The organism is Micromonospora kangleipakensis (genome assembly GCF_004217615.1).
Classification (GTDB): domain Bacteria; phylum Actinomycetota; class Actinomycetes; order Mycobacteriales; family Micromonosporaceae; genus Micromonospora; species Micromonospora kangleipakensis.
The window spans coordinates 4,209,481-4,229,986 of sequence record NZ_SHLD01000001.1 but is presented as its reverse complement, the minus strand read 5'-3'; the positions used below and the strand labels follow the sequence as shown (position 1 = coordinate 4,229,986).

General features: G+C 69.3%; 19 protein-coding genes and 1 pseudogene. 10 read left to right on the top strand and 10 right to left on the bottom strand.

Annotation, left to right across the window (positions count from 1 at the left end):
- Positions 1 to 2 precede the first annotated feature (2 nt).
- A complete protein-coding gene (locus EV384_RS20205; RefSeq protein ID WP_165439996.1) occupies positions 3 to 284 on the top strand; it encodes a DUF4383 domain-containing protein in 282 nt (93 codons plus the stop codon).
- Between the two features lie 541 nt (positions 285 to 825).
- On the opposite strand, the gene EV384_RS20200 is transcribed toward EV384_RS20205, so the two are convergent.
- Together EV384_RS20200 and EV384_RS20195 are read right to left on the bottom strand one after the other, a co-directional pair.
- Positions 826 to 2,874 carry a beta-propeller domain-containing protein gene (locus EV384_RS20200; protein WP_242624172.1) on the bottom strand — a complete coding sequence of 683 codons (2,049 nt, stop codon included), beginning with the start codon at positions 2,872 to 2,874 and terminating at the stop codon, positions 826 to 828.
- A gap of 620 nt (positions 2,875 to 3,494) precedes the next feature.
- Positions 3,495 to 4,730, bottom strand: a complete 1,236-nt coding sequence (locus tag EV384_RS20195; protein WP_130335578.1) for an MFS transporter — start codon at positions 4,728 to 4,730, stop codon at positions 3,495 to 3,497.
- A 25-nt stretch (positions 4,731 to 4,755) separates the two neighbouring features.
- Between EV384_RS20195 and EV384_RS20190 the strand changes: the two genes are divergently transcribed.
- Both EV384_RS20190 and EV384_RS20185 read left to right on the top strand, forming a co-directional pair.
- On the top strand, positions 4,756 to 5,643 hold the full coding sequence (locus EV384_RS20190) for a winged helix-turn-helix transcriptional regulator (protein WP_130340697.1): 888 nt from the start codon (positions 4,756 to 4,758) through the stop codon (positions 5,641 to 5,643).
- A 361-nt stretch (positions 5,644 to 6,004) separates the two neighbouring features.
- Positions 6,005 to 6,169 (top strand): annotated as a pseudogene (locus EV384_RS20185) (response regulator transcription factor); the annotation flags it as partial.
- 77 nt (positions 6,170 to 6,246) lie between these two features.
- Here the strand turns inward: EV384_RS20185 and EV384_RS20180 are convergent.
- Both EV384_RS20180 and EV384_RS20175 read right to left on the bottom strand, forming a co-directional pair.
- Entirely contained in the window at positions 6,247 to 6,975 is a 729-nt protein-coding gene (locus EV384_RS20180; RefSeq protein WP_242624171.1) for a DUF2461 domain-containing protein, read from the bottom strand.
- Positions 6,976 to 7,085: 110 nt separating this feature from the next.
- A complete protein-coding gene (locus EV384_RS20175) occupies positions 7,086 to 7,406 on the bottom strand; it encodes an ArsR/SmtB family transcription factor (protein ID WP_130335574.1) in 321 nt (106 codons plus the stop codon).
- Between the two features lie 28 nt (positions 7,407 to 7,434).
- On the opposite strand from EV384_RS20175, the gene EV384_RS34935 reads away from it, so the two are divergent.
- The 3 genes from EV384_RS34935 (at position 7,435) to EV384_RS20165 (ending at position 9,564) form a co-directional block, all read left to right on the top strand.
- Positions 7,435 to 7,578: a hypothetical protein gene (locus EV384_RS34935; protein WP_165439995.1), complete on the top strand. Its 144-nt coding sequence runs from the start codon at positions 7,435 to 7,437 to the stop codon at positions 7,576 to 7,578.
- Positions 7,579 to 7,624: 46 nt separating this feature from the next.
- A complete protein-coding gene (locus EV384_RS20170; protein ID WP_130335572.1) occupies positions 7,625 to 8,392 on the top strand; it encodes a maleylpyruvate isomerase family mycothiol-dependent enzyme in 768 nt (255 codons plus the stop codon).
- Between the two features lie 302 nt (positions 8,393 to 8,694).
- Entirely contained in the window at positions 8,695 to 9,564 is an 870-nt protein-coding gene (locus tag EV384_RS20165) for an NAD(P)-dependent oxidoreductase (protein ID WP_130335570.1), read from the top strand.
- A 54-nt stretch (positions 9,565 to 9,618) separates the two neighbouring features.
- On the opposite strand, the gene EV384_RS20160 is transcribed toward EV384_RS20165, so the two are convergent.
- Positions 9,619 to 9,969, bottom strand: a complete 351-nt coding sequence (locus EV384_RS20160; RefSeq protein ID WP_242624170.1) for a PRC-barrel domain-containing protein — start codon at positions 9,967 to 9,969, stop codon at positions 9,619 to 9,621.
- Positions 9,970 to 10,063: 94 nt separating this feature from the next.
- Positions 10,064 to 10,513 carry a VOC family protein gene (locus EV384_RS20155; RefSeq protein ID WP_130335566.1) on the bottom strand — a complete coding sequence of 150 codons (450 nt, stop codon included), beginning with the start codon at positions 10,511 to 10,513 and terminating at the stop codon, positions 10,064 to 10,066.
- A gap of 176 nt (positions 10,514 to 10,689) precedes the next feature.
- Between EV384_RS20155 and EV384_RS20150 the strand changes: the two genes are divergently transcribed.
- Entirely contained in the window at positions 10,690 to 11,610 is a 921-nt protein-coding gene (locus EV384_RS20150; RefSeq protein ID WP_130335564.1) for an NADP-dependent oxidoreductase, read from the top strand.
- Between the two features lie 516 nt (positions 11,611 to 12,126).
- On the opposite strand, the gene EV384_RS20145 is transcribed toward EV384_RS20150, so the two are convergent.
- Both EV384_RS20145 and EV384_RS20140 read right to left on the bottom strand, forming a co-directional pair.
- The gene (locus EV384_RS20145) at positions 12,127 to 12,378 is read right to left on the bottom strand and encodes a hypothetical protein (protein WP_130335562.1); all 252 of its coding nucleotides are present in this window, start codon (positions 12,376 to 12,378) and stop codon (positions 12,127 to 12,129) included.
- Positions 12,375 to 12,674, bottom strand: coding sequence for a DivIVA domain-containing protein (locus EV384_RS20140; protein ID WP_130335560.1), 300 nt, complete (start codon positions 12,672 to 12,674; stop codon positions 12,375 to 12,377). The genes EV384_RS20145 and EV384_RS20140 overlap by 4 nt, the downstream gene beginning before the upstream one ends.
- A gap of 324 nt (positions 12,675 to 12,998) precedes the next feature.
- Here EV384_RS20140 and EV384_RS20135 point away from each other — a divergent pair, with 324 nt between their 5' ends.
- Positions 12,999 to 13,889, top strand: coding sequence for a helix-turn-helix domain-containing protein (locus tag EV384_RS20135; protein ID WP_130335558.1), 891 nt, complete (start codon positions 12,999 to 13,001; stop codon positions 13,887 to 13,889).
- Complete coding sequence (locus EV384_RS20130; RefSeq protein ID WP_130335556.1) at positions 13,882 to 14,100, top strand: DUF397 domain-containing protein; 219 nt, start codon at positions 13,882 to 13,884, stop codon at positions 14,098 to 14,100. The genes EV384_RS20135 and EV384_RS20130 overlap by 8 nt, the downstream gene beginning before the upstream one ends.
- A 35-nt stretch (positions 14,101 to 14,135) precedes the next feature.
- Here the strand turns inward: EV384_RS20130 and EV384_RS20125 are convergent, their stop codons facing one another.
- Both EV384_RS20125 and EV384_RS20120 read right to left on the bottom strand, forming a co-directional pair.
- On the bottom strand, positions 14,136 to 16,286 hold the full coding sequence (locus tag EV384_RS20125; RefSeq protein WP_130335554.1) for a UvrD-helicase domain-containing protein: 2,151 nt from the start codon (positions 16,284 to 16,286) through the stop codon (positions 14,136 to 14,138).
- A 60-nt stretch (positions 16,287 to 16,346) separates the two neighbouring features.
- The gene (locus tag EV384_RS20120) at positions 16,347 to 18,866 is read right to left on the bottom strand and encodes a GmrSD restriction endonuclease domain-containing protein (protein WP_130335552.1); all 2,520 of its coding nucleotides are present in this window, start codon (positions 18,864 to 18,866) and stop codon (positions 16,347 to 16,349) included.
- Positions 18,867 to 19,087: 221 nt separating this feature from the next.
- Here EV384_RS20120 and EV384_RS20115 point away from each other — a divergent pair, with 221 nt between their 5' ends.
- A complete protein-coding gene (locus EV384_RS20115; protein ID WP_130335550.1) occupies positions 19,088 to 20,506 on the top strand; it encodes a hypothetical protein in 1,419 nt (472 codons plus the stop codon).

Genomic DNA, 20,506 nt, shown 5'->3' with positions numbered 1-20,506 from the left:
GGTTGCACAGCACACTGCACCTTGCCTCGGCCCTCGCCGCGATCTACACCGGCTGGGTGGCACCGAAAGAGCTCCCGGCCAGGATCTACACCTGGGGTATCGGGCTGATCTACCTGGTCCTCTGCGTAGTCGGGTGGTTCATCGAAGGGCTCTTCCTCGACTCGCACCTGGCGGTCCCGCTCGGTCCGGTGGACAACGTCTTCCACCTCGGCCCGGGCGTCTTCGCCCTCGCCGTGATCGGAACGAACGCCGCGCGTCGACCTGCCGAAATGCCGACCGCGTGATCCGGTTCGACTCCCTCAATCGCTGACACGCTGGCGTCTACTACAGACGCTCAACGCTCGCTGCCGCCGCAGGTGTCCTGCCTTCCGCCCGGAGCACGCGATCACAACCCTGCCGCGCCGACATCTGCCGCTGTGTCATGTCCCACCGGGTGGGGTCGTGCACGAGGCGGGGACTCGTGAGGGGCGCTCGCCGGCCGCGGACCTCCAGCTCAGAGGCGCCGGCCGCCAGCACGCTCCTCGCCCAGTCGGTGAGCCCGTGGGTCAGGGCGGCGACGTAACCGTCGGACGTCCGCAAGATGTTGATCGGCGTGCGGTACTCGCGACCGGAGCGGCGGGCCCGGTGGATGATGACGCCGAAGCCGGGCAGCCACCCGGCCAGCGGACCGGTCAGACGGTTGGTGACGACCCGGTTGAACCACGGTCGCTGCCCCGCTGACGACCTCCGACCCCAGGCACCGGCGCTTCTGCAGTCCTGAGCACCCCTCGCCGGGTTCGGCGTGGTGTCCGGGGCGGCGGCCCACCCCGGACACCACCATGCGGGTCACGCCGTACGCAGCCAGCCGAGGGTCTTCATGGTGGAGAGGCTGGTCGCCTTGAGGCCGGCGTCGGAGACGGTCCAGAGCACTCCGTCGACCACCAGTGACCGGCGGATCGGCGCCAGATGCTCGGGACGCCCCGTGCGCAGCGTGTGGTCGACCGTGCCGACCTCGGTGAACCCGCCGTCTCCGACCCGCAGAGCCACGGCCACGTTGGTCGGCAGGCCCGGGCTGCCCGCGACTTTCTTGTCGTTCACCGCACCAGGGCTGCTCACGGCGCCCGTGCCGTAGACGGTCAGTGGGACCACTACCAGGCGTTCGGCCGGCCAGTAGAGGAACGCGTGCGGGTCGAACTCCGCCTCGGAGTGCCCCTGCTTGACGTGATACTGGGCGATCCGGGTCGGCTTGGTCGGATCGGAGACGTCGAAGAGCGAAAGCTGGGTGCCCTGGACACGGCCCCGGTCGGACGCCTCTTGCCCGACACCGAGCAGCCGTCCTTCGCCGGCCGGGTGCAGGTACGCCGAATACCCGTTGATCTTCAGTTCGCCGCTCACCTTCGGCGCCGTCGGATCACGCAGATCGACGGTGTAGAGCGGGTCGGTCTGCCGGAAGGTGACGACGTACCCGGTGCCGCCGACGAACCGTACGGCGTGAATCCGTTCCCCCTTGCCCAGTCCGGTGACCTTGCCGACCTGGGTCAGGCTTCTGCCGTCGGCGCGCAGGACGTACACGCTGGACGTCGAGTCGGGCTTATTGCCCCAGGTCCGGCCACTGGTGGTGGCCACTCGCAGGTGCCCGTCCCACTCCGACATGGCGTACTGGTTGATCAGCCATCCCGGTACGGACGCGGCGGCGACGTACCGCGGGGCGTCCGCCCCCGAGGTGTCGAACTGGTAGATCTCGGTGGTCTCGTCCTTGGGATCGGGTGCGACGTTCCGCGTGGTCAGCATCGGCAGCACGCGCCAGCGCTGGTCGTTGGCGACGTACAGCCGGGGTCCGTTGCTGTAGACGGTGTCGCCGTCGGCGATCACGGTGACCGGGTCGCCGGCGCCGAGCGTGGCCACACCGAGGTCGAAGCTGAGCACGGTCACCAGCGACGTGCCGGAGTAGCTGGCCGGCCGTCTCACCCGGTCGCAGCCGACCCGTCCGGTGCTGGTTCGTCCGCCGGAGGTGACCTCGTACCGGGGCAGCCAGTCGTCGGCGGTGGCGTTGTCGATGATCTCGCGGTTTGCGGCGGTGCGCTGCTCGTCGGTGGCCTGTTCCCGGTACGGCAAGTTCAGCCGCGGGGCGGAGCGGACCACGACGCGGACCGTCATGCCCACCTGGCGCGCGTCCACCAGATTGCCGTCGATTCGGTATTCGCCGATGACCTTCGGCGCGCCGGAGAGGTCGACCATGACCAGCCGGGGACCGACGATGTCGTCCGGCACCGGGGCAAAGCCCCCGTCCGGAGCGGGGCGCCCGCCTCCCTGCGGGACGGCGGGTTTCGCAATCCCGGCCCACCTCTCGCGGAGCAGCACCAGCGCCCGGTCACCCTGTAGCAGCAGGCTGTCTTCAGCCCCGCCGAACCCGTCGGCACCGGGTGCCAGTTTCAGTTCCCCGGTCAGCTGGCGGGTGGCCGGGTCGATGACGTAAAGCTTGCCGCGGTGGACGGTGACGATCCGCTTGCCGTCCGTCTTGACCAGGTCCGGTTCGTCGACCCCGGCCTCGTGCGTGTTGGTCCCCGAGTAGCTGGGGGCGGCAGCCCCGGCCGCCATGTCGCCCGGAGCTGGCGCGTTGCCCCCGGGCCCCGCATCCGCCCGCTTCGCTGCGGCCGGCGCCCCGGCCTGTTCCCCATTGTCGAAGGTACGGATGCCCCCGTTCGGCCCAAACCCCCAGGGCCCGACATACGCCTTGGCAGCCGTCTTGAGCTGCTGCAGCGCCTCCGCGCAGGAGTCGAACGCGACGAGCCGGAACCCGCCGGCCGGCACTCCCCGGTCACGTGGTGGCGCGGGGACCCGCTCCGCCGTACAGCCGCAGAGCAGGGCCAGGCTGACGACCAGGGCCAGTCCCATGACCCGCGCTGGAGTCATGACTCGGGGAACGCCGATGGCGTCCGTTCGACGGCGTGCGTGGACGCTGCTACCTGTCATGCGTCCTCCGACGTGTCTGCCCCGGCCTGGGTTCCCAGTCCCCGGCCACGTTGAGTGGTTGACCTGGCGTGCGGTGCGCGGGTCGGTCATCATCGGCCGGTGCGTATCGACACGTGGCGGAACAGGGAACGGGCACTGAAGGGAGGTTCGAGTCCGGCGCACGGTGACGCCAATCCGAACGCCCGCGAAGCCGGGAGGTGACCGCGCCGTGGCGTACGGCGGCCGCGTCAGACGTGCCGCCGAGCACGCGCGTCGGCCGCCAAACCGTCGTCACGGTCCGTATGACCCGGGTCCTTGATCGCGTGCGCAGATCTGCCGGTGAAAATGCACTGGCATCTGGCTGGCGCCAAGGGGCGTGAGCGACGCTTTCGGCATGCTTGAGCGTCGGCTCGAAGCGGAGGGGATGCGAATGCCCTTGGCCACTGGCGCCCAAGAAGAGCCCAGCTCCGGCCGGTGCCCCGGGCGGCGGTGACATGGACTTCTGAGTCCAGTCGTAAGAACGAGCGGGTCGCTGCGGCGGTCCGCCCGTTCTGTTGCGCGGTTCACACCCGGGCTTCGGCGGGTTTCGGGGCGTCGAGCGGCAGGTCGCGCAGCCGGCGGATCGGGGTCGACAGATAGATGATCGGGGACAGCACGGTGAGCGCCCCGAAGATCAGCAGAGTGGTGCGGGCACCGATCAACCCGGCCAGGATGCCGGCGAGCAGGCCGCCGAGCGGGATGGCGCCCCAGGAGACGAACTTGACCGTGGCGATCACCCGCGACAGGAGGTCTGGCGGGCTGGCGAGCATCCGGTAAGTGCGGGTGGTCACGCTGAGCACCACCGTGGAGCCGGCGAAGATGAGGTTGCCGGCGGCGAAGGCGAGGTAGGCGGCGGTGCCTGTGCCCAGCGGGATGATAAGCGCGCCGGCCACGCCGACGAAGGCCGCGACGATCAGGCCGCGTGCGGTGCCGACCCGATCGGTGAACCGGGTTGTCAGCGCGGCGCCGATGAGCGTGCCGAGGCCGTCGGCGGCGAGCAGCAGCCCGACCATGAGCGGCGACGCGTGCAGCTCGCGCACCAGGTAGTACGGGAAGAGGGCCAGCATCGCGCCGCAGACGAAGTTCGTCGCGGTGGCGTCCCACATAGCCGGCCCGATGATCGGGTGTCGGAGCACGAAGTGCCAGCCCTCGCGGATCATCGTGACCATCGGTGGCCGCTCGGCCGGTCGCTGCACCCGCCGGGCCGGAAGGGTGCGCAGCAGCACGGCGGAGATCAGATAGCTGACGGCGTCCACGAACAGCGTCGGCACCGCACCCAGCAGCTGCACCGCGAGTCCGCCCAGGGACGGCCCGCCCAGCTGGGTGGCGGCATGCGTGCCGGAGTTGAGGCTGTTGCGCGCCTGCAGCTGCGTGGCCGGCACGATCTCCGGCAGGAAGGTCTGGTTCGCCACGTCGAACAGCACGTTGGCGAAGCTCACGACCAAGGCGACCGCGACCAGCTGGGCCACCGTCAGGGCGTCGAACCACCAGGCCAGGGGGACGGACGCGATGGCGAGGGCCCGGATCAGATCCAGGGCGACCTGCATGCCGCGCAGCGGCACGCGCTGCACGATCACCCCCGCCGGCAGGCTGATCAAAAGGTACGCGAGATAGCCGGCCGCCGTGATCAGACCCATCTCGAAGGCCGACGCGTCCAGCACGGTCAGCGCGGTCAGCGGCAGGGCCACCCCGCCGACCGCCGAGCCGAGGTGACTGGTCGTGCCGGCGACCCACCAGCGCCAGAAGACAGTAAGTTTCATAATGGAACTGACTATAGTGGTGGGTGTGAGAAGAGTCGACCTCGCCGATGCGGACTGCGGCATCGCGCAATCCCTCGGCGTGCTGACCGACTGGTGGACCTTCCTGCTCATCCGCGACATCGTCGGCGGCGTGACCCGCTTCGACGGCCTGCAACGTGGGCTCGGGATGAGCCGCCGCGCCCTGACCGAGCGCCTCGCCGCCCTCATCGAGCACGGCGTGCTGCACCGCCGGCGGTACACGGATCGCCCGCCGCGCTACGACTACCTGCTCACGGACAAGGGCGCGGGTCTGCTGCCGGTGCTGATCGCGCTGCAGGAGTGGGGCGACCGGCACGTGCTCGGCGACGGGTCGCTTACCGCCACGGCGGCGGCCGGGTCGGCGGAGGCCCGCCGGGTCCACGCCCTCGTCGGACGCCGACTCCCCGAGCTGACACTGGTACGCCACGACGGCGTACCGGTTCCGCCCGCTGGCCCGGATGCCTGGACGGTGCTCTACTGCTTCCCCGGCGCGTTCGTACCCGGCGTACAGGGTCTCCCGCCGTACTGGGTGGACATCCCCGGCGCTCCCGGCTGCACGCTTGAGTCCAGCACCTATGCCGCATGGGCCGCCGATTTCGCCGCCGCGGGTGCGCGGATCCACGGGGTCAGCACGCAGCGTCCGGACCAGCTGGCTGCCTTCGCCGCGCACGCCGAGCTGCCGTTTCCGCTGCTCTCCGACGCCGACGGGCGGCTCGCCGCGTCGCTGTTGCTGCCCACCTTCCGAGCCGCTGGCGCTGACCGGCTCAAGCGGGCCACGCTGCTGCTCGACCCGGCCGCGACGGTGCGCGCCGTCCAGTTCCCTGTGACCGATCCGACCGGCTCGGTCAATGAGATGCTGCGCCTGGTCCGGGATCACGTTCCGGTCGCCGGATAGGGCGGCCACCGAGCGCGTACAGGATGCTGGGGAGCAGCAGAGCCCATGCCACTGGTGGCGGCCGCGACGATCAGGTTCTCGCCGGTGGTGAGCTTGCCTGCTGGGTCGCAGTCTTTGTGTTGAACGATCGCGGCGATCGTTCGCCGGCTGATCCGTTAGCCGCGGCAGCGTCGCACTGGCGCCAGCGCCGGGCTCTGCGTAGGAACCGTTACCCCTGCGGACAGGCGTTGATCTGCTCGGCCGGTGGGAGCCGCCGAAGGGGTTCGTCACCGATGGAGTAGACCTCCAGGCAGGACAGATAGCCCTCACTCGCCGTCGCTGATGTCAGCCGACACTGGCGCACTGGACAGCACCGGGGCCGGCCGTCGCGCTCGGGTGCGGCATGTCGAACGCGGAGATCAGCGCCGAGTTGGGCATGAGCAAACCGACCGTCAAAGGTCACGTATCCCGGCTGCTGACCAAACTGGAACTCAACAACCGCGTCAAGGTTGCCCTGCTCATCCACGATGCCGAGCTGCCCTGGTAGGCGCGGGGACGACACCGGAGGCGTCGTGTGACCGGACACTTATGACTGAGAGAAGTTCGTTGAGCTGCGGGGCGGGCTCAGCGCTCCCGCGCTGGGATCGTGGAAGGTCCTACGTGCCGATCGAGCCAGTCGCCGAGCGGCCGCGTTGTGTGCAGGAACTCCACGATCCGCCGCTTGGCCGCGGCCGTACCCAGCCAGCTGGCCACCGGCCACTGTTTCCAGGCAACCAGGCCCTTGTTGCGAAGCAGGTCGACCCGCGGGTGATCGCGCGGATATCCCCGCGGCGCGGTCTTGAGCGCCTCGTGGCCACCGACCTCGATCCGGTGACGCTCAATCTCCGCAATGATCCCTTGCAGGTCTCCGCCGCTGGCGTCGTCGGCCACCGCCCGGCGGTACCGCTCCAGCTGGTCGGTGGCCATCATCCACATCCCGTTGCCGGCGGCCAGGCCGTCGGCGGATAGCTGGACGTACCCGCGGTGCTCAAGCACCGCCCCAATCGCGGTCTTGTACGGTGATTTGTCGGCGTTGAACCGGACGTCTCGATTCGGCCGGAAGATCTTGCCCTTGCCGAACTCCGGCTCCAGCTCGGCGAGCAACTCCGTCATCGGAGCCCGCACCTGATCGTCGTAGATCGTCTTGTGCGCAGTCCAGTACGTCTTTGAGTTGTCGGCCGCAAGTCCCTCGTAGAACTCCAGCGCCTCGGCTGGCCATCCCTTGAACACCACGATGCCGAGGGTATCGCGCGGACCCGTAGTCGGCGGGATGGTTGAAGCGTGCGCGATGGGCGCCTCGGTGGTCCTCCGCACCACCCCTCAGCCGCCACGCGGTCACGTCGAGAAGGGGACGGACTCAACCCAGCAGCCGGCCAGCCAAGCGCTCACCAGTAATTCATTGGCAGCCGGCGTCGACGGAGGCGTTACGCGATCCGGGGCTCGGCCGCGACGATCGCTTGGTGCAGCCCCGGGAAGCGGGCCTCCAGGTCGTCGACGCGCAGCAGATTCAGCTTGGCGTTGCCCGCGTCCCACTGCCGCACCACGCCGGCCTCGCGTAGCATTCGGAAGTGATGGGTACGGTTGCTCTTCGCCAGCGTCAACCCGAACGAGGTGCAGGTGCGGCGCTGTTCGACGTCCGCCGCCAGCATCGCCACGATCCGGCGCCGGTGGGGATCGCTGAGCGCGTGCAACACAGCGTCCAGGCTCATCTGCGCCCGCGTCGGCTCCGGCAACCAGTCCCCCATCGCCACCCCATCCTCTTATGAAGGTTCGATGACTATCGCCGGGGCTCGGGGCGCCTTCGTCGCCCGGCCCGGCCAGCGGCTGCTTCCCGTGGGCCAGCCACCCGCGATCACCGGCCCCGACCTGCTCGACGTCGCCCGCCAACTCGTCGCGGCCGCCGGGCGCGGGAGGTGAAACATGCCGGAAGCTTTTCCATCGCGTTGCCCTCTAACATGCCGCCATGCCGACACACCTGAGCTTGGAAGATCACCTTGCGGCTCTTGTCCGCAGCGGCGCCGCCCTGCGCGAGGCGGCTGCCGCAGCTGGGTTCGATGCAACGGTCCCCACATGTCCCGGCTGGGATGTCACCGAGCTCGTGACCCATCAGGGCATGGTGCACAGATGGGCGGGGGCGAACCTGCGCGGCGACACCGACCACGACACCTCAGCTTCACAGGCCGAGGGCAAGGCCGCCGCCGATCTGCTCCGCTGGTACTCGGACGGCCTCGCCACCCTGGTCGATACATTGCACGCGAGGGCGGAGGACGCCCAGGCGATGGTGTTCCTCAAGGACGCCCCACCGCCGCGCCGATTCTGGGCGCGGCGCCAGGCCCACGAGACGACCATCCACAGCGTTGACGCGATCTCGGCCGTGCATGGACGGTGGCCGGGAGCGTCGGACGTGGACATCGATCCGGTGCTGGCTGCCGACGGGATCGATGAGCTTCTGACCGGCTTCATCACCCGAGGGAAGGGCCGGCTCCACTCGGTCGAGCCGTACAGCGTGATGGTGAGGACCGACGACACCGGTCACGCCTGGATGGTACGGATCAGCGAAGGCCCGATCGTGACGACGCCAGGGGAGGCGGAGCGGGCGGACGTGGTGTTCTCCGGCACCGCGGTGCAGGTCTACCTGAGCCTCTGGAACCGGGCGGACGAGCTCGCCACGGAGGGCCGATCCGACGTCGTCGACCAGTGGCGATCACAGATCCAGATTCGCTGGAGCTGACGTAACGAACGATCCCACAGCCGGCTGTCGATGCAGCTCGTCTGCCCTGTCGCCACCGGGTACGACGTGACCGCCACCTCGTACCAGGCGGCGGTCACGGTCGCCGCGCTACTGCAATGGTGGTAACCCTTTGACGGCACGCCTAATCGACGTGGTCTGCGTCGGGCGCGGTTCGGAGATAGAGGAAGCCCACCATGTTCCCCCAAGCGCGATCGAAGGCGTCGGCCATCGTCTACGAACGCACCTGAGGTGAATCGGCGCTGCATGCGGCATTGCTCAGGGGAAATTGGCAGGATGGGGCCATGGCCACGGTCGCGGTGATCGGTCTGGGTGGGATGGGTAGCCGGATGGCGCGCCGGCTGCTCGATGCCGGCCATGACCTCGTTGTCTGGAACCGCACACCACAGCGGGCCAGCGATCTTGTGGCGCGTGGCGCCGTCGCTGCCGGCAGTCCGGCAGAGGCTGCCCGCCGCGCCGACATGGTGATCACCATGCTGTCCGACCCGGCCGCGCTCCAAGAGGTGGCCCAGGGTCCGCAGGGCGTCCTCGCCGGTGCCACCGCGCCGACGACACTCGTTGAGATGTCCACGGTCGGGCCGGCTGCCGTGCGACGGTTGGCAGAGATGCTGCCGGATGGCGTTGCCCTGCTCGATGCGCCGGTGCTGGGCAGCGTCTCGGAGGCCGAGTCGGGTTCGCTGCGGATATTCGTCGGAGGGCCGGAGCCGCTTGTCCAACGGTGGATGCCGGTGTTGGGCGCGCTGGGCTCGCCGCTGCATGTCGGGCCGCTCGGTGCCGGCGCGGCCGCCAAACTGGTCGCCAATTCGACTCTCTTCGGGGTGCTCGCTGTTCTCGGTGAGGCGCTCGCTCTCGCGGACGGGCTTGGGCTGCCACGTGACATCGCGTTCGAGGTCCTGTCCGCGACTCCCGTGGGCTCGCAAGCGGATCGGCGGCGGCCAGCGATCGAGTCCGGTCAGTTCCCGCTGCGGTTCGCGCTGTCACTCGCCCGTAAGGACGTCGATCTGGTCGTCTCGGCCGCCGAGTCGGCAAGTGTCGAACTGCCGGTCGCGGCGGCCGCCCGGCAGTGGGTCGTGGCAGCCCAGGAAGCCGGCCTCGGCGACCGGGACTACTCGGCCGTACTCGCGCACATCACCGACACTGCCCGATCAGCCTGAAACCCGCCGTGCGACCGGCCCGTCAGGTGGCGGGTGAACTCCCGGCTGCACGGTTCAACGGGGTCGGCTCAGCCGCTGCCAGGCGCGGCGCAGGTCCGCCTGCACCGGGTTGTGATCCGCGTTCTCGACCTCTCCGGCCGGCGGGTCGTCGCCCGGTTCGTGCATCTCGGCACCGGGTACCGACAGCACGACGCCCCGCTCGTACAAGTCGGCGATCTGCTCCCGGTGGGCGAAGCGGTGGGACTGGTCCGGCCCGGGCGGTGCCACGATGACGCCGTGGAAGATGTCCTGCCGTTCGTCGGCGAGCACGTGCTCAACCACGCCGACGGGTGCCGAGTCGACGTCGTACACCCGGGTGCCGACGGCGAGCGCGAAGTACGAGACCTTCGCGCCGAGATCCTCCACGACGTTCACGGTACCCGCCGCCTGATCACCATGGGCCCGATCACGACGGCCGGTCTGGCCATGACCAGGCTGCCGACCGCGCCGATCTTCAGGCTCAGGCGGAGGCTGGCCGACCCATCTCGGCGAGGATCCCGGTGCCCTGCCCCAGCTCGATCAGATAGCCATCCGGATCCCGCAGGTAGCACCGGATCTCGACGCCATGATCCTTCGGCTCGGTCAGGAACTCCCCACCCCGTGACCGCCACTGCTCATAGACCGCTCGGACGTCAGTGACCCGGATGTTCATCGCGCCGCTGAGCGTGTTCGGATCCGGCGGCGCCTGTGCCCGTACGCCCGGCTTGTCGTCGGTCGGACCGCCTTCGCTGTTGATCACGATGTAGCTGTTGTGGAACCGCAGGATCGCCGGCTGGCGTTCCCGCACCACCGTCGCTCCCAGCACCCGCCGGTAGAACTCCCGTGAACGGTCCACATCCCGCACGATCAGCAGATGCGTGAGCACCAGCCCACCCTCGGGCTGGAAGTAGTCCGGCGCCTCGATCGCCATCCACGCCTCCCCCGGTCCCAGTCGGCTGCGGACCTCATGCCGCCGATCCGTAGCGGTGGTCGCGACGCAGTTTGGGTGCGGTCGGTACGGGAAGGCCGGAACCGGACCGCGGACCGAGACGTCAACAGGCGGGGACCCAGGCAATCCGGACAGGCGCTTTGCGAAGGGACCAGCGTATGCGGGCGATCACACTTCAGGAGCTTGGAGCGGCACCGGCCCTGGCCGGCGACCTGCCCCAGCCCGGCCCTCGCCCCGGTGAGGTGCTCGTGCGGGTGCGCGCGTCCTCCGTCAACGGTTTCGACAAGATGGCGGCGGCCGGAATGCTCAAGGGCAGGATGGAGTACCGCTTCCCGGTCGTGCTCGGCAAGGACTTCGCCGGCACGGTGGAGGCCGTCGGCGACGGGCCCACCCGGTTGGGCATCGGCGACACGGTGTTCGGGGTGGTCATGAAGCCGTACCTGCGAGACGGCGCGTGGGCCGAAATCCTGGCGGTGGGCGACCAGTACGGGATCACCTGGGTCCCCGAGGGCTTGGACCTGCCGATCGCGGGCGCGCTCGGGCTGGCGGGCACCGCCGCAGTCGACGCGGTCGACGCCGTCGCCCCCAGGCCGGACGAAACCGTCCTGATCGCCGGCGCGACCGGCGGTGTGGGGGCGCTCGCGATCCAGTACGCCGCGGCGGCCGGCGCCCGCGTCATCGCCACCGCTCGCCCCGGTGCCGCCACCGACTTCGTACGACAGCTGGGCGCTGCCGAGGCGGTGGACTACACCGCCGACCTCAGCGGCCAGGTCCGGGCGCTCGCCCCGGACGGCGTACCCGCGGTGGTGCACCTGGCCGGCGACGGCGCGCAGCTGGCCGGGCTGCTCACCCCCGACGGGCGCCTCGCCTCCACCATCGGCTTCGGCCCCGACCAGCACCCGGCCGCCACCTCGATCATGGCCAGCCCGGAGCCGGCAACCCTCGACCGGCTCGCCAGCGACGTCGTAGCCGGTCGACTGCGCGTACCGATCACCAGACGCTATGACCTGGCCGAGGTGCCCCAGGCACTCGCCGACTTCTCCGGTGCACTCGGCAAACTCGGCATCACCGTTCCCTGACCGAACGTCAGGGTCCGCGCCACGTCGACGTCAGTTCGCGCGAGCGGCGGCCGTACCGGTCTTTCAGTGGCCAGTTGGCGGAATCGCCGAAGGTTTGTCCGCATGCTTGGCCTTCTTCGCCGCCCGCTTTTCCTTCAAAGTCATGGCTGGCTTCTTCATATTGCTCTTCTGGGGAGACTTGTCGGACATATCGACCCTTCCCACACAACGTCAGGATGGCGGTCCGCTGCGGCGACTTCGGTGCTCTGCCAACCGCGATCCGCCGGACGAAACCATGAACAACAGGCGGTGCCCGCCGGTTGGCCACCCTGAGTCAAGAAACATGGTCAGACGACCACGTCCCCTAGCCTACTCCAACAGGACGTTGTGACCGTGGTCTTCGTCCACGCCGGGCATCGCGGTCACCAGCGCTTCCCCACGTTCCTCGGCTGGTCGATGCGATCCACCGCGCTACGGAACCAGACCAACCCGACGCGGCCAGCGACGTGACGGACAACCGACACGCCCGCGGAGTTGTCAGCGGCGCAGGCGGCGGGCGCAGGGGCCGTCGTGGTCGGCGCGGAGCAGGCAGCGCCGGCCGCCGGGCATCAGCAGGTCGCAGTAGACCCGATGGCGCACGTTCTGGTCGTCCTCGGCCGAGACGGTGGTCTCCCCCGGGTCGGCCTGCGGCAGGACGAGCAGCCAGCAGCCGACCACCCGGGCCAGGCGCTGCGCGGCGGGCAGGTCGTTCGCGACGACCGGCAGGTGGATGACGTACCGCTGGGTCACCGCTCGTTTCCCCGGGCGTCGCGGGCGCGGGCCTGGTCGGACTGCCAGCGGCGCAGCGCGTCCTTGATGACCGCGGTCTCCCGGCGGCTGGCGGCCAGGGCCGCGTAGACGGCGGCCAGGTCGCCGGCGACCCGGTCGAGGAAGGCGTACACGTCGTCGGGCTCCAAGCCGCGGCGTCCGAGCCCGGCCAGCTTGAAGCGGCGCTCGCGCACCTGCCACGGCAGCAGACTGGGGTACGCGCCGGAGCGGTAGGTCGCTGCGTTCCCCCGCGTCGGTCGCGGGTTGCGGACGCTCATTCGCTGGCCTGCCTCTCGTCGTGATTGGAAGGGGTGGGCCACCCGCCCTCCCCGCACGGGCGGACCCACCCCGCCCTGCCACCGCAGCTTCGATCAGCGGTACGGCACCAGGGCTGCTCATGGACTGTGCTTGTCGGTCCTGGTAGCTACCGTCGGCGCCGCACCGAGCCGCGTCCTTGTAGTCAGCATGTGACAGTGCGAAGTGGAAGCGCAACGTTCCACGGCAGAATTCTTGCCAGAAGTATTGACTTCTTTTACTGAAACCTGTACGTGTTGCAGAGCGGCGTCACGCAGTGTTGCAGGACGGAATCAGGGAGTGCTCGGATGGCAGAGGACATCGGATCGACCGTGCCGCGCCGGCAGCTCGGCCGGCTGCTGCGCCAGTTCCGCACCGAGGCCGGCGTGACCCTCGACGCCGCCGCCGAGGCGCTCGAATACAGCCGGCAAAAGATCTGGCGCATCGAGTGCGGCTTGGGCGCGGTCCGGGTGCTCGACGTCAAGGCGATGTGCGAGCTGTACAACGTGTCGGCTGAGATGACCGAGGCGATGCGCGGGCTCGCCGCGGAGACGAAATCGAAGGGCTGGTGGCACGCGTACGGGGACGCGGTACCGAGCTGGTTCGAGCTGTACGTCGGCCTGGAATCCGCCGCCGCCCATCTCCGCCAGTACGAGGAGACCTTGATCCCCGGCCTGCTCCAGACCCGCGAGTACGCCCTCGGGCTCGCTCGGCTCGACCGGCCAACCGCAAGCGAGGAGGATCGGGAGCGGGCGGTGGAGGTGCGGTTGCAGAGGCAGAGCCTGCTCACCCGCCGACTGCCCAAGCCACCCCGGCTGGACGCGGTGCTGTCGGAAGCCGTGCTTCGTCGCGCGGTTGGCAACCGCGGGGTCATGGTCGGCCAGCTCAGCCGGCTTATCGAGGCCGCCGGGCTGCCGAACGTGTCGGTGCGCGTGCTGCCCTTTGCCGCCGGGCCGCACTCGGGTGCAGTTGCGGGCTCCTTTGTGATCCTGGACTTCCCCGTCACGAAGGGCGGACGGGCCGGGCCGGAGCCGTCCGTCGCCTACAGCGAGTCGCTGACCGGCGCGCTGTACCTCGACAAGCCCGATGAGCTAGCGGCCTACCGGTCGGCGTGGAAGAGCCTGGAGACGCTGGCCCTCGATGAGGCACAATCGACGGACATGATCAAGCGGATCATCGGGGAGCTGCGGCATGACTGACCTGACCGGCGCCGTCTGGCGCAAGACCAGCCGCAGCGGCGGCAATGGCGGCAACTGCGTCGAGGTCGCCGATAACCTCCCCGGCATCGTCGCCGTACGCGACTCCAAGCACAGCGCCGGACCGGCGTTGGCCTTCCCTGCGGAGGTCTGGGGAAGCTTCGTCAGCGCGATCAAGGCGGAACGCTTCCACCCGGACGAGGCGCGCTCGTAGCGGCACCCGCCGTCGCCTCAGCGCGGTGACGCCGCTCAGCGCCCGTCAGAGGTGAACGTCAGGAACGGGCTGGGCGTTCCGCTCCATGACACGTGCAGGGCCTCTCGGGCTCGGGTGCTGGCGACGAATAGCAGGCAGCGCTCCCTGAGCATGTCGCTCTCGTGCTGCAACTGGTCCACCTCGGGCGGCGTGACCTCCTTCGCGAACGGGACCGCCCGTGCCGTGGCCCCGACCACCGCCACGCAGCGGAACTCCAGGCCCTTCATCGCGTGCATGGTGGCCAGCCGCACCCCGTCGATATCCGCGCCGGGATGGTCCCGCACCCAGACCGATGGGATGCCGGCGGCGATCAGCTCGTCGCGCACGGTGCTCAATGTCGTGTTGAAGCGTGCGCAGACGGCGATCTCGCTCGGCCGGACGTCCTGCCCCATCCACTCCCACACTCGGGCCACGAGCGCCGCGACCTCGGCCTGGCTCGTCGGGTAGCCCTTCGCCTGCGGCCGCTTTCCGTGCAGCAGCGAACGGTGTCCGGTGAGGCTGTCCTCGCCCTCGCCGGCGAGGTCGTCGACCCGCGACCCGACCAGCACCCCCGTGGACCAGGACAGGATCTCTTCCGTGCTGCGGTAGTTGATACGCAGCCGGCTGCTACGCCCCGCGACGGAGATGCCGAGGGAGCTGAGCGACACCCGGGAGTCGTAGATCCGTTGGTGCGGGTCGCCGGTGATGAACAGGTCGTCTGCGCCGGGCTTCACCGCGGCGCGCAGCACCCGCCACTGGGCCGGGTGCAGGTCCTGTGCCTCGTCCACCACCACGTGGTCGAAGCCGTGGACGCCGAGGTCGGCTTCCTCGAGCAGCTGCGCAGCTCGCGCGCACACCTGGAGGTGGGTGATCGTGCCGGCCGCCGCCAGCTCGGCCGAGAACATGTCCACCGCCTCCCACACCCGGTCACGTTGTCGCGGGCCCAGCGCTGACCCTCTCCCCCGCCGGCTGACGTCGCGGTACTCCTCGCGGTCGTGCACGTCTTGAGCGAGGATGACGTGCCGGTACTCTTGGGCGAGGAACTGCTCGGTCCAGGGCAGGGTCAGCCGGCGGCACACCCGTCGCCAGACCTGCCGCTCGTCCACGTCCCCAATCGGGGTGGGCACTCGCCCGGCGAGGGTGCGCACGGCGCGGTTGGCGAAGGCGTTGACCGTGGTCACCTCCACCCGCGCCAACTGCTTCTCGTCGCCGAGGAGCAGCGCCAGGTTCTCCCGCAGGGCGGCGGCCAGGGCATTGGTGTACGTGGTGAGCAGCACCCGGCTGTCGGCCGAGCGGGACAGCAGATGCTTGACCCGGTGCAGGGCAACCACCGTCTTCCCCGTTCCCGGTCCGCCCGTCACCTGCGCCGGCCCCTTGTGCGACACCCGGTAAGCGAGGCGCCGCTGCGACGGATGAAGGAACACCCGCCACGCGGCGAACGGCTTGTCGAGGATCTCGGCCAGCTCGTCGGGCCGGGTCACCAGCATGATGCGGCTGGTGGTGTTGGCGATCGCCGCCGCTAGGCTCTCGCTCGGCTCCGGTGTCGCGGCAGCCGGCCGGCGCTCAACGACGAGGTCGCGGTAGACCTCGTCGGGCGAGAAGCCCTCGGCGAGGTACTGCAGGACTTCGAACTGGTCCTCGGGCAACAGCGTACCGAACGCCTCGAGCTGCGGCTTGTCAATGATCGTGCGGACCGCCCGCAGCACCTGGTCGTCGATACCGAGGTCACGCAGCACCCTGTCCGAATGACGGGCAAAGAGCAGCGTCGGTGCCTGCGCCGCCGCCTTCTCCAGCGCCGGCGTGAGCTGTTCGATGGCGGCGACGTTGCGGACCTCCAGGGCCCGCGTCGCCGTGTTGACCGTGTAGAGGCGTTTCGCCGCCCACGTGTACGCGCCGTCGTGCGACACCACGCTCAGCAGCAGGAAGGTGTCGCTGCTGTCGTCCGGCGCCAGCACGACCCCGCGCCAGAAGTCGTTGATGCGGATGGTCCGCATCCTCGGGTCCCGGGCGTTGTTCACCGACTCCAGGTGCAGGCCCTTGTCGGCGTGCAGCTCGGCGATGGTGAGCTGCTGGAACTTCTCCATCGCCTTGCGTACGCCGGCCTTGACCGGCTTCTCTAGGACGTCGAAGCTCTGCCAGAAGCTGTTGGCGAAGGCGAGCTGGGGCACGAGGGGTCTCCAACGGGTGGCGCGCGGTGGAAAGGGCGAGGCCGAAGGATAGGGCGAGAGTCAGACCTCGGGATGCACGGCCTGCCCGTAGAACCAGCGGAGATGCTCGGTGAGCGCCTCGCGAGCCTTGACGTTGACGAGGACGTCCAGGGGGAAGCCGGGGCGGAGCGCGAGCTTGGCTGCCGCGATCTTCACGCCCGGCAGCTCGTTCAACCGCTGGCGGAACTGCTCTCGGAGCGCGATGTCGTCGAACGGCGGCCGGGTGCTCAGGTGCTGGAACACGATCTCAAACTTCCCGCTCGGGTAGATCGTCGCGGGCCAGATGTTGCCGAGCTCGTGGTCCTTTCCGCGCGCCATCAGGAAGCACGAGGTCTCACCGCCGGAGCCGTAGAGCGGCATGCCGCCCATGCCGGCCCAGGCTTCGAGTACCGCGACCGTGCCATGCGCGACCTGCGCATCCTGAAGGTCCGTCAACTGCTCGAGGAACCGGTCATCCAGCGAATTGTTACGACGGGATCGTGGTCGAAGAAGCTGGCCGGACTCGTCCTGCTGCGGCATGCCGGCAAGTTGGGCCAGTTCCTCGACACCGATGCGCTGAGCCTGGCTGGCCCGGCCGTACTTGTCGAACTCGACACCTTCTTCGCGCAGCAGGTCGTGCGGGTCGTCGGTGCGGGACGGGTCGAGCCAGCGGAAGTTCGGTGCGACCACGCCCTCGGCCTGGAGCACCCGGTGCGCGTTCGGTGCGGGATGGTTGGCCAGCCGGGCACCGACGGAGACAGGGTGACTGCCGATCAGCGCGGCCAGATCACCGTACGCGGTCCAGGAGCCGGCGGGCAGCGCGGCGAGGGCCTTGTTCATGACGTCCCAGGGGACCTCGGACCGGTTGCCCGCCTCCTCGGTGGGCCCGGGCCAGGTGGCGATGATCCGTTCCGCGAGCGCATCCGCACGGGCGTGGATCTCAGGACGTCCCCAGCGCTTCTGGCCGGCGATCTCCCGGTTGAGGGCAATCCCGCTCTTGCCCAGTTGTGCCCGCTTGACAAGGAAGGAGCTGTTGCTCAGTTCCGCGTTGTAGCCGGTCAGGGTGAGGTTCCCCAACGTGTGGACCAAGGCCTCGTGCGCCTCGGCGAAGCTTTCCTCCCCTTGGAGGTCCTCGCTCAGCATCTGCCGCCATTCCGCGGTCGGGCTCTGCGGCATGACGTGTTCAATGGTCAGCGACCCAGGCGAGACCGGTTCCTTGCTGCCGTACGACTCCTCCAACCACTGAAGCACCAGCTTGCGCTGGGTCGCGCGCCCGTTGAGGTAGAACGGGATTGACCGCACCGCCTCCCGAACGCTGGCGTCGGTGGCGTAGTGCTTCCGGCCGACCGACAGGTATGACCGCACCGCCTCGTCGACTGGCAGGTCCTTACGCATGTCGGTCACGATGCGCAGCAGGATCCGGTTGATGCTCGCAGTGGCTCGGCCGATCAGCAGGCGCCGGATGAAGTAGCTCTCGACGTGCAGCATCGCCGAGGCGATCTGCTCCGAGGTTGCTGTCCCCTGCTTGCGGCGGTCCAGCAGGTGCAGCAGTAGCGGCAACACGGTGGTCGTGTCCCAGGCGTTGAGCCGGGCCAGACGCCGCCGTACCTCCGGGTCGTGCTCCTCCTCAGGGTGCAGGATGATCCGCAGGAAAGCGCCGAGTCGGCAGAATCGACGTACCTCGGCCTCAATCTCCGCCTCGGTGTGCAGGCCGTTGAGCCGCGCCTGCTGGCCGGTGTAGGTGTCGGTCTGCTTGACCTCCGGGCTCCGGTGTACCAGGTCGAGCCAGAACAACTGCTCAAGCTCCCCGGAGTCCAACTGCTTCTGCAGCGGGAACCACAGTGAGTCGTACACGGCCTCGCCACGGTTGGGCAGCCGCATGAAGAGGTAGTTGCGCAGCAGGTCAGCCTGGGTGAGCTTCAGGCCGGTGTTGTTCAGCGACTCGAAGATCCGGTAGACGTTGTCGCCGACCTGCGCGACGACCGACACCAGCGCCATCCCCGAGATGACCGCGTCCTCGATGCGTTCGATGTCCAGCGGGTCGTCCGGGTCGTCGACAGTGGCGAGCTCGGCCATGAAGAACCGGTACGCCGCACCGACCTGGTCGCTCCCGCCGGCCTGTGGCGTTGCCTCCAAGCATGCCTCGTAAGCGGCGCGGTCGGCTTGGGTGGGAACGAGCTTCAACCGATGAGCCGGCTTGTACTTGTTGATCAGGTATTCCTGATCGATGCGGTCCCGGTGGTCCGGGTTCTCGTACCGCGCCCGGTGATCGCGGATGGCGCAGAGCAGAATGGACAGCGTGGTGAGCCGCTGCTGACCGTCCACCACCAGGAACTCGGAGACCGAGGGCCCGTGCGTGGGGCTGGGCGCTAGCACCAGCGAGCCGATGAAGTGCGTGAGGTTCCGGTTCTCGATCCGCTCCTCGGCCAGCTTGCGGATGTCCTCCCACAGGCGTTTGAGCTGGGAGTCCGTCCACGAGTACGTCCGCTGGTACAGCGGCACCCGATACTGCTTCGCGCCCTCGAGCAACTCCCGCAGCGTCGTCTCGTGTGCCGCAACCATGTGTACTCCCCGTTGTCCCCACGTGTAATCCGGCCAGCCAACCAGACGCTCGGGACGAATCAGCGATTCAGTCAGAAACGCGACTCCTCAGCCTTCCTCCGCCGCCGCGTTTTGGGTGCGGGCCGAGGGACCTCCGGCTCAGATGCTCCATTGACACTTCGAAGCTTCTCGATCACTCTGGGTGCTCGGGCTCATGCCGTACGTCAGCACCGGGGGTGGGCGTGGACATCGAGTTGCTCGTACGATCTCTCAGCCAACCGTCGAGACTGGTCGTCGAATCCTCCGCCCAGGTTGTCGACGCTGTCGAGAAGTACGCCAAGGACGCCGCCGCCAAGAACGACGCGTACCGGTACGGGAAGGCTCCCTTCCCCGTGACAATCGGCCCGACGGTGGGGACCAGCCCGGCGCAGGTGCTGCACGAGCTCGGGGTGGCGACCACGCTGTTGACCGCGTCGCCGTTGGCCCAGGTGGCCAGGCACTGGGCGCACGTCCGCTACTGCGCGACGCTGACCCGGCAACGCGGCATGCTCGGGCTGACTCCGTCAGCCCATAGCCTTGTGTACCACCACAAGGTGACCCAGTCCGAGCAGCTGGGCATCGGCCTGGCCCTGGTGGTGGCCAAGAAGGTGCTGCAACGGCAATATCGCCAGTGGACCTTTTTCGCGGTCGACGCGGAGGTGGCCCTGAAGGCAGGGTTCATCGACGGGGTGGGCGCGGTGGAACGCACCTCGAAGAGCCAGAAGCGTCCGGACTACTTCCTGGTGGGACACCACAGCTCGGGTCGCCGCAGCCGGATGAAGATCGTGGTGCTGGAATGCAAGGGCACCCATCAGCCGCCGAGCTTCGCCTACGGTCAACTCGCCCGGGCCGCCGTGCAGGTGAGGACGCTGAGCGTCGGTGGACGCCGCCCGCCGTCACTGATGGTCGCCTCGTGCCTGGCCGGGCGTCAGATCACCTCGTACGTCCTCGACCCGCCGGGAGACGACGAGTTGTGGGACGGCAACCCCGACGACTTTGACGAGTTGCTGCACTCCCGCCCGGAGGACCATCACTGGCGGACCCGGCCGGCCGCGGCCGACGAGGCGCGGACGTGGCCGGCGGCAGCCGCGGACGCCGCGCCGGCCGGCACCGCCGGTCCGGCCTCGGCCGACGAGTTGCCGCCGGGAGCACCCGAGGTGTTCGACGTGCCCGAGGAACGACGTGGCTGGTTCACCCAGATCCTGACCCGCGCGGTGGCGGCCACCGCACTCCTTTTCGCCGGCGACAGCGACACCGCCCGTCATTACGCGACGCCACGGCAACGCGGAGACGAGGAGCCCCACTCCGGCCAACTGAGGCTGTTCGAGCTGGACCCGTCGTGGGCGACGAGCACCGCCACGTCCCAGCCGGTGGCGGACGGCCTGGACGCCCAGGGCACCCTCTACCGCGCGCCGCTGCCGGACGGCAAAGCCCTGGAGGTGTTCCGCGGCGTGGAGAGCAGCCTGTACCGCCAGCTCGCGGAGGGTCAGGTCGCGGCCTACCTCCGGGCTGCGCCGCTGATCAGCCGCCGATGGTCGAGGTCCCGGCCGCGCGACGGGGTGGTGTCGCTCGGCCGGGACGGCACGGTCCTCACCATCCGCGTCACCGACCGGCGCCGCTGA

Bases quoted from the DNA above. Each gene is read 5' to 3' on its own strand.
- EV384_RS20200 (WP_242624172.1), bottom strand. From the start codon at position 2,874: ATGGGACTGGCCCTGGTCGTCAGCCTGGCCCTGCTCTGCGGCTGTACG.
- EV384_RS20140 (WP_130335560.1), bottom strand. From the start codon at position 12,674: ATGAGCGTCCGCAACCCGCGACCGACGCGGGGGAACGCAGCGACCTAC.
- EV384_RS20135 (WP_130335558.1), top strand. From the start codon at position 12,999: ATGGCAGAGGACATCGGATCGACCGTGCCGCGCCGGCAGCTCGGCCGG.
- EV384_RS20175 (WP_130335574.1), bottom strand. From the start codon at position 7,406: ATGGGGGACTGGTTGCCGGAGCCGACGCGGGCGCAGATGAGCCTGGAC.
- EV384_RS20150 (WP_130335564.1), top strand. From the start codon at position 10,690: ATGCGGGCGATCACACTTCAGGAGCTTGGAGCGGCACCGGCCCTGGCC.
- EV384_RS20165 (WP_130335570.1), top strand. From the start codon at position 8,695: ATGGCCACGGTCGCGGTGATCGGTCTGGGTGGGATGGGTAGCCGGATG.
- EV384_RS20195 (WP_130335578.1), bottom strand. From the start codon at position 4,730: ATGAAACTTACTGTCTTCTGGCGCTGGTGGGTCGCCGGCACGACCAGT.
- EV384_RS34935 (WP_165439995.1), top strand. From the start codon at position 7,435: ATGACTATCGCCGGGGCTCGGGGCGCCTTCGTCGCCCGGCCCGGCCAG.
- EV384_RS20155 (WP_130335566.1), bottom strand. From the start codon at position 10,513: ATGGCGATCGAGGCGCCGGACTACTTCCAGCCCGAGGGTGGGCTGGTG.
- EV384_RS20170 (WP_130335572.1), top strand. From the start codon at position 7,625: ATGCCGACACACCTGAGCTTGGAAGATCACCTTGCGGCTCTTGTCCGC.
- EV384_RS20120 (WP_130335552.1), bottom strand. From the start codon at position 18,866: ATGGTTGCGGCACACGAGACGACGCTGCGGGAGTTGCTCGAGGGCGCG.
- EV384_RS20130 (WP_130335556.1), top strand. From the start codon at position 13,882: ATGACTGACCTGACCGGCGCCGTCTGGCGCAAGACCAGCCGCAGCGGC.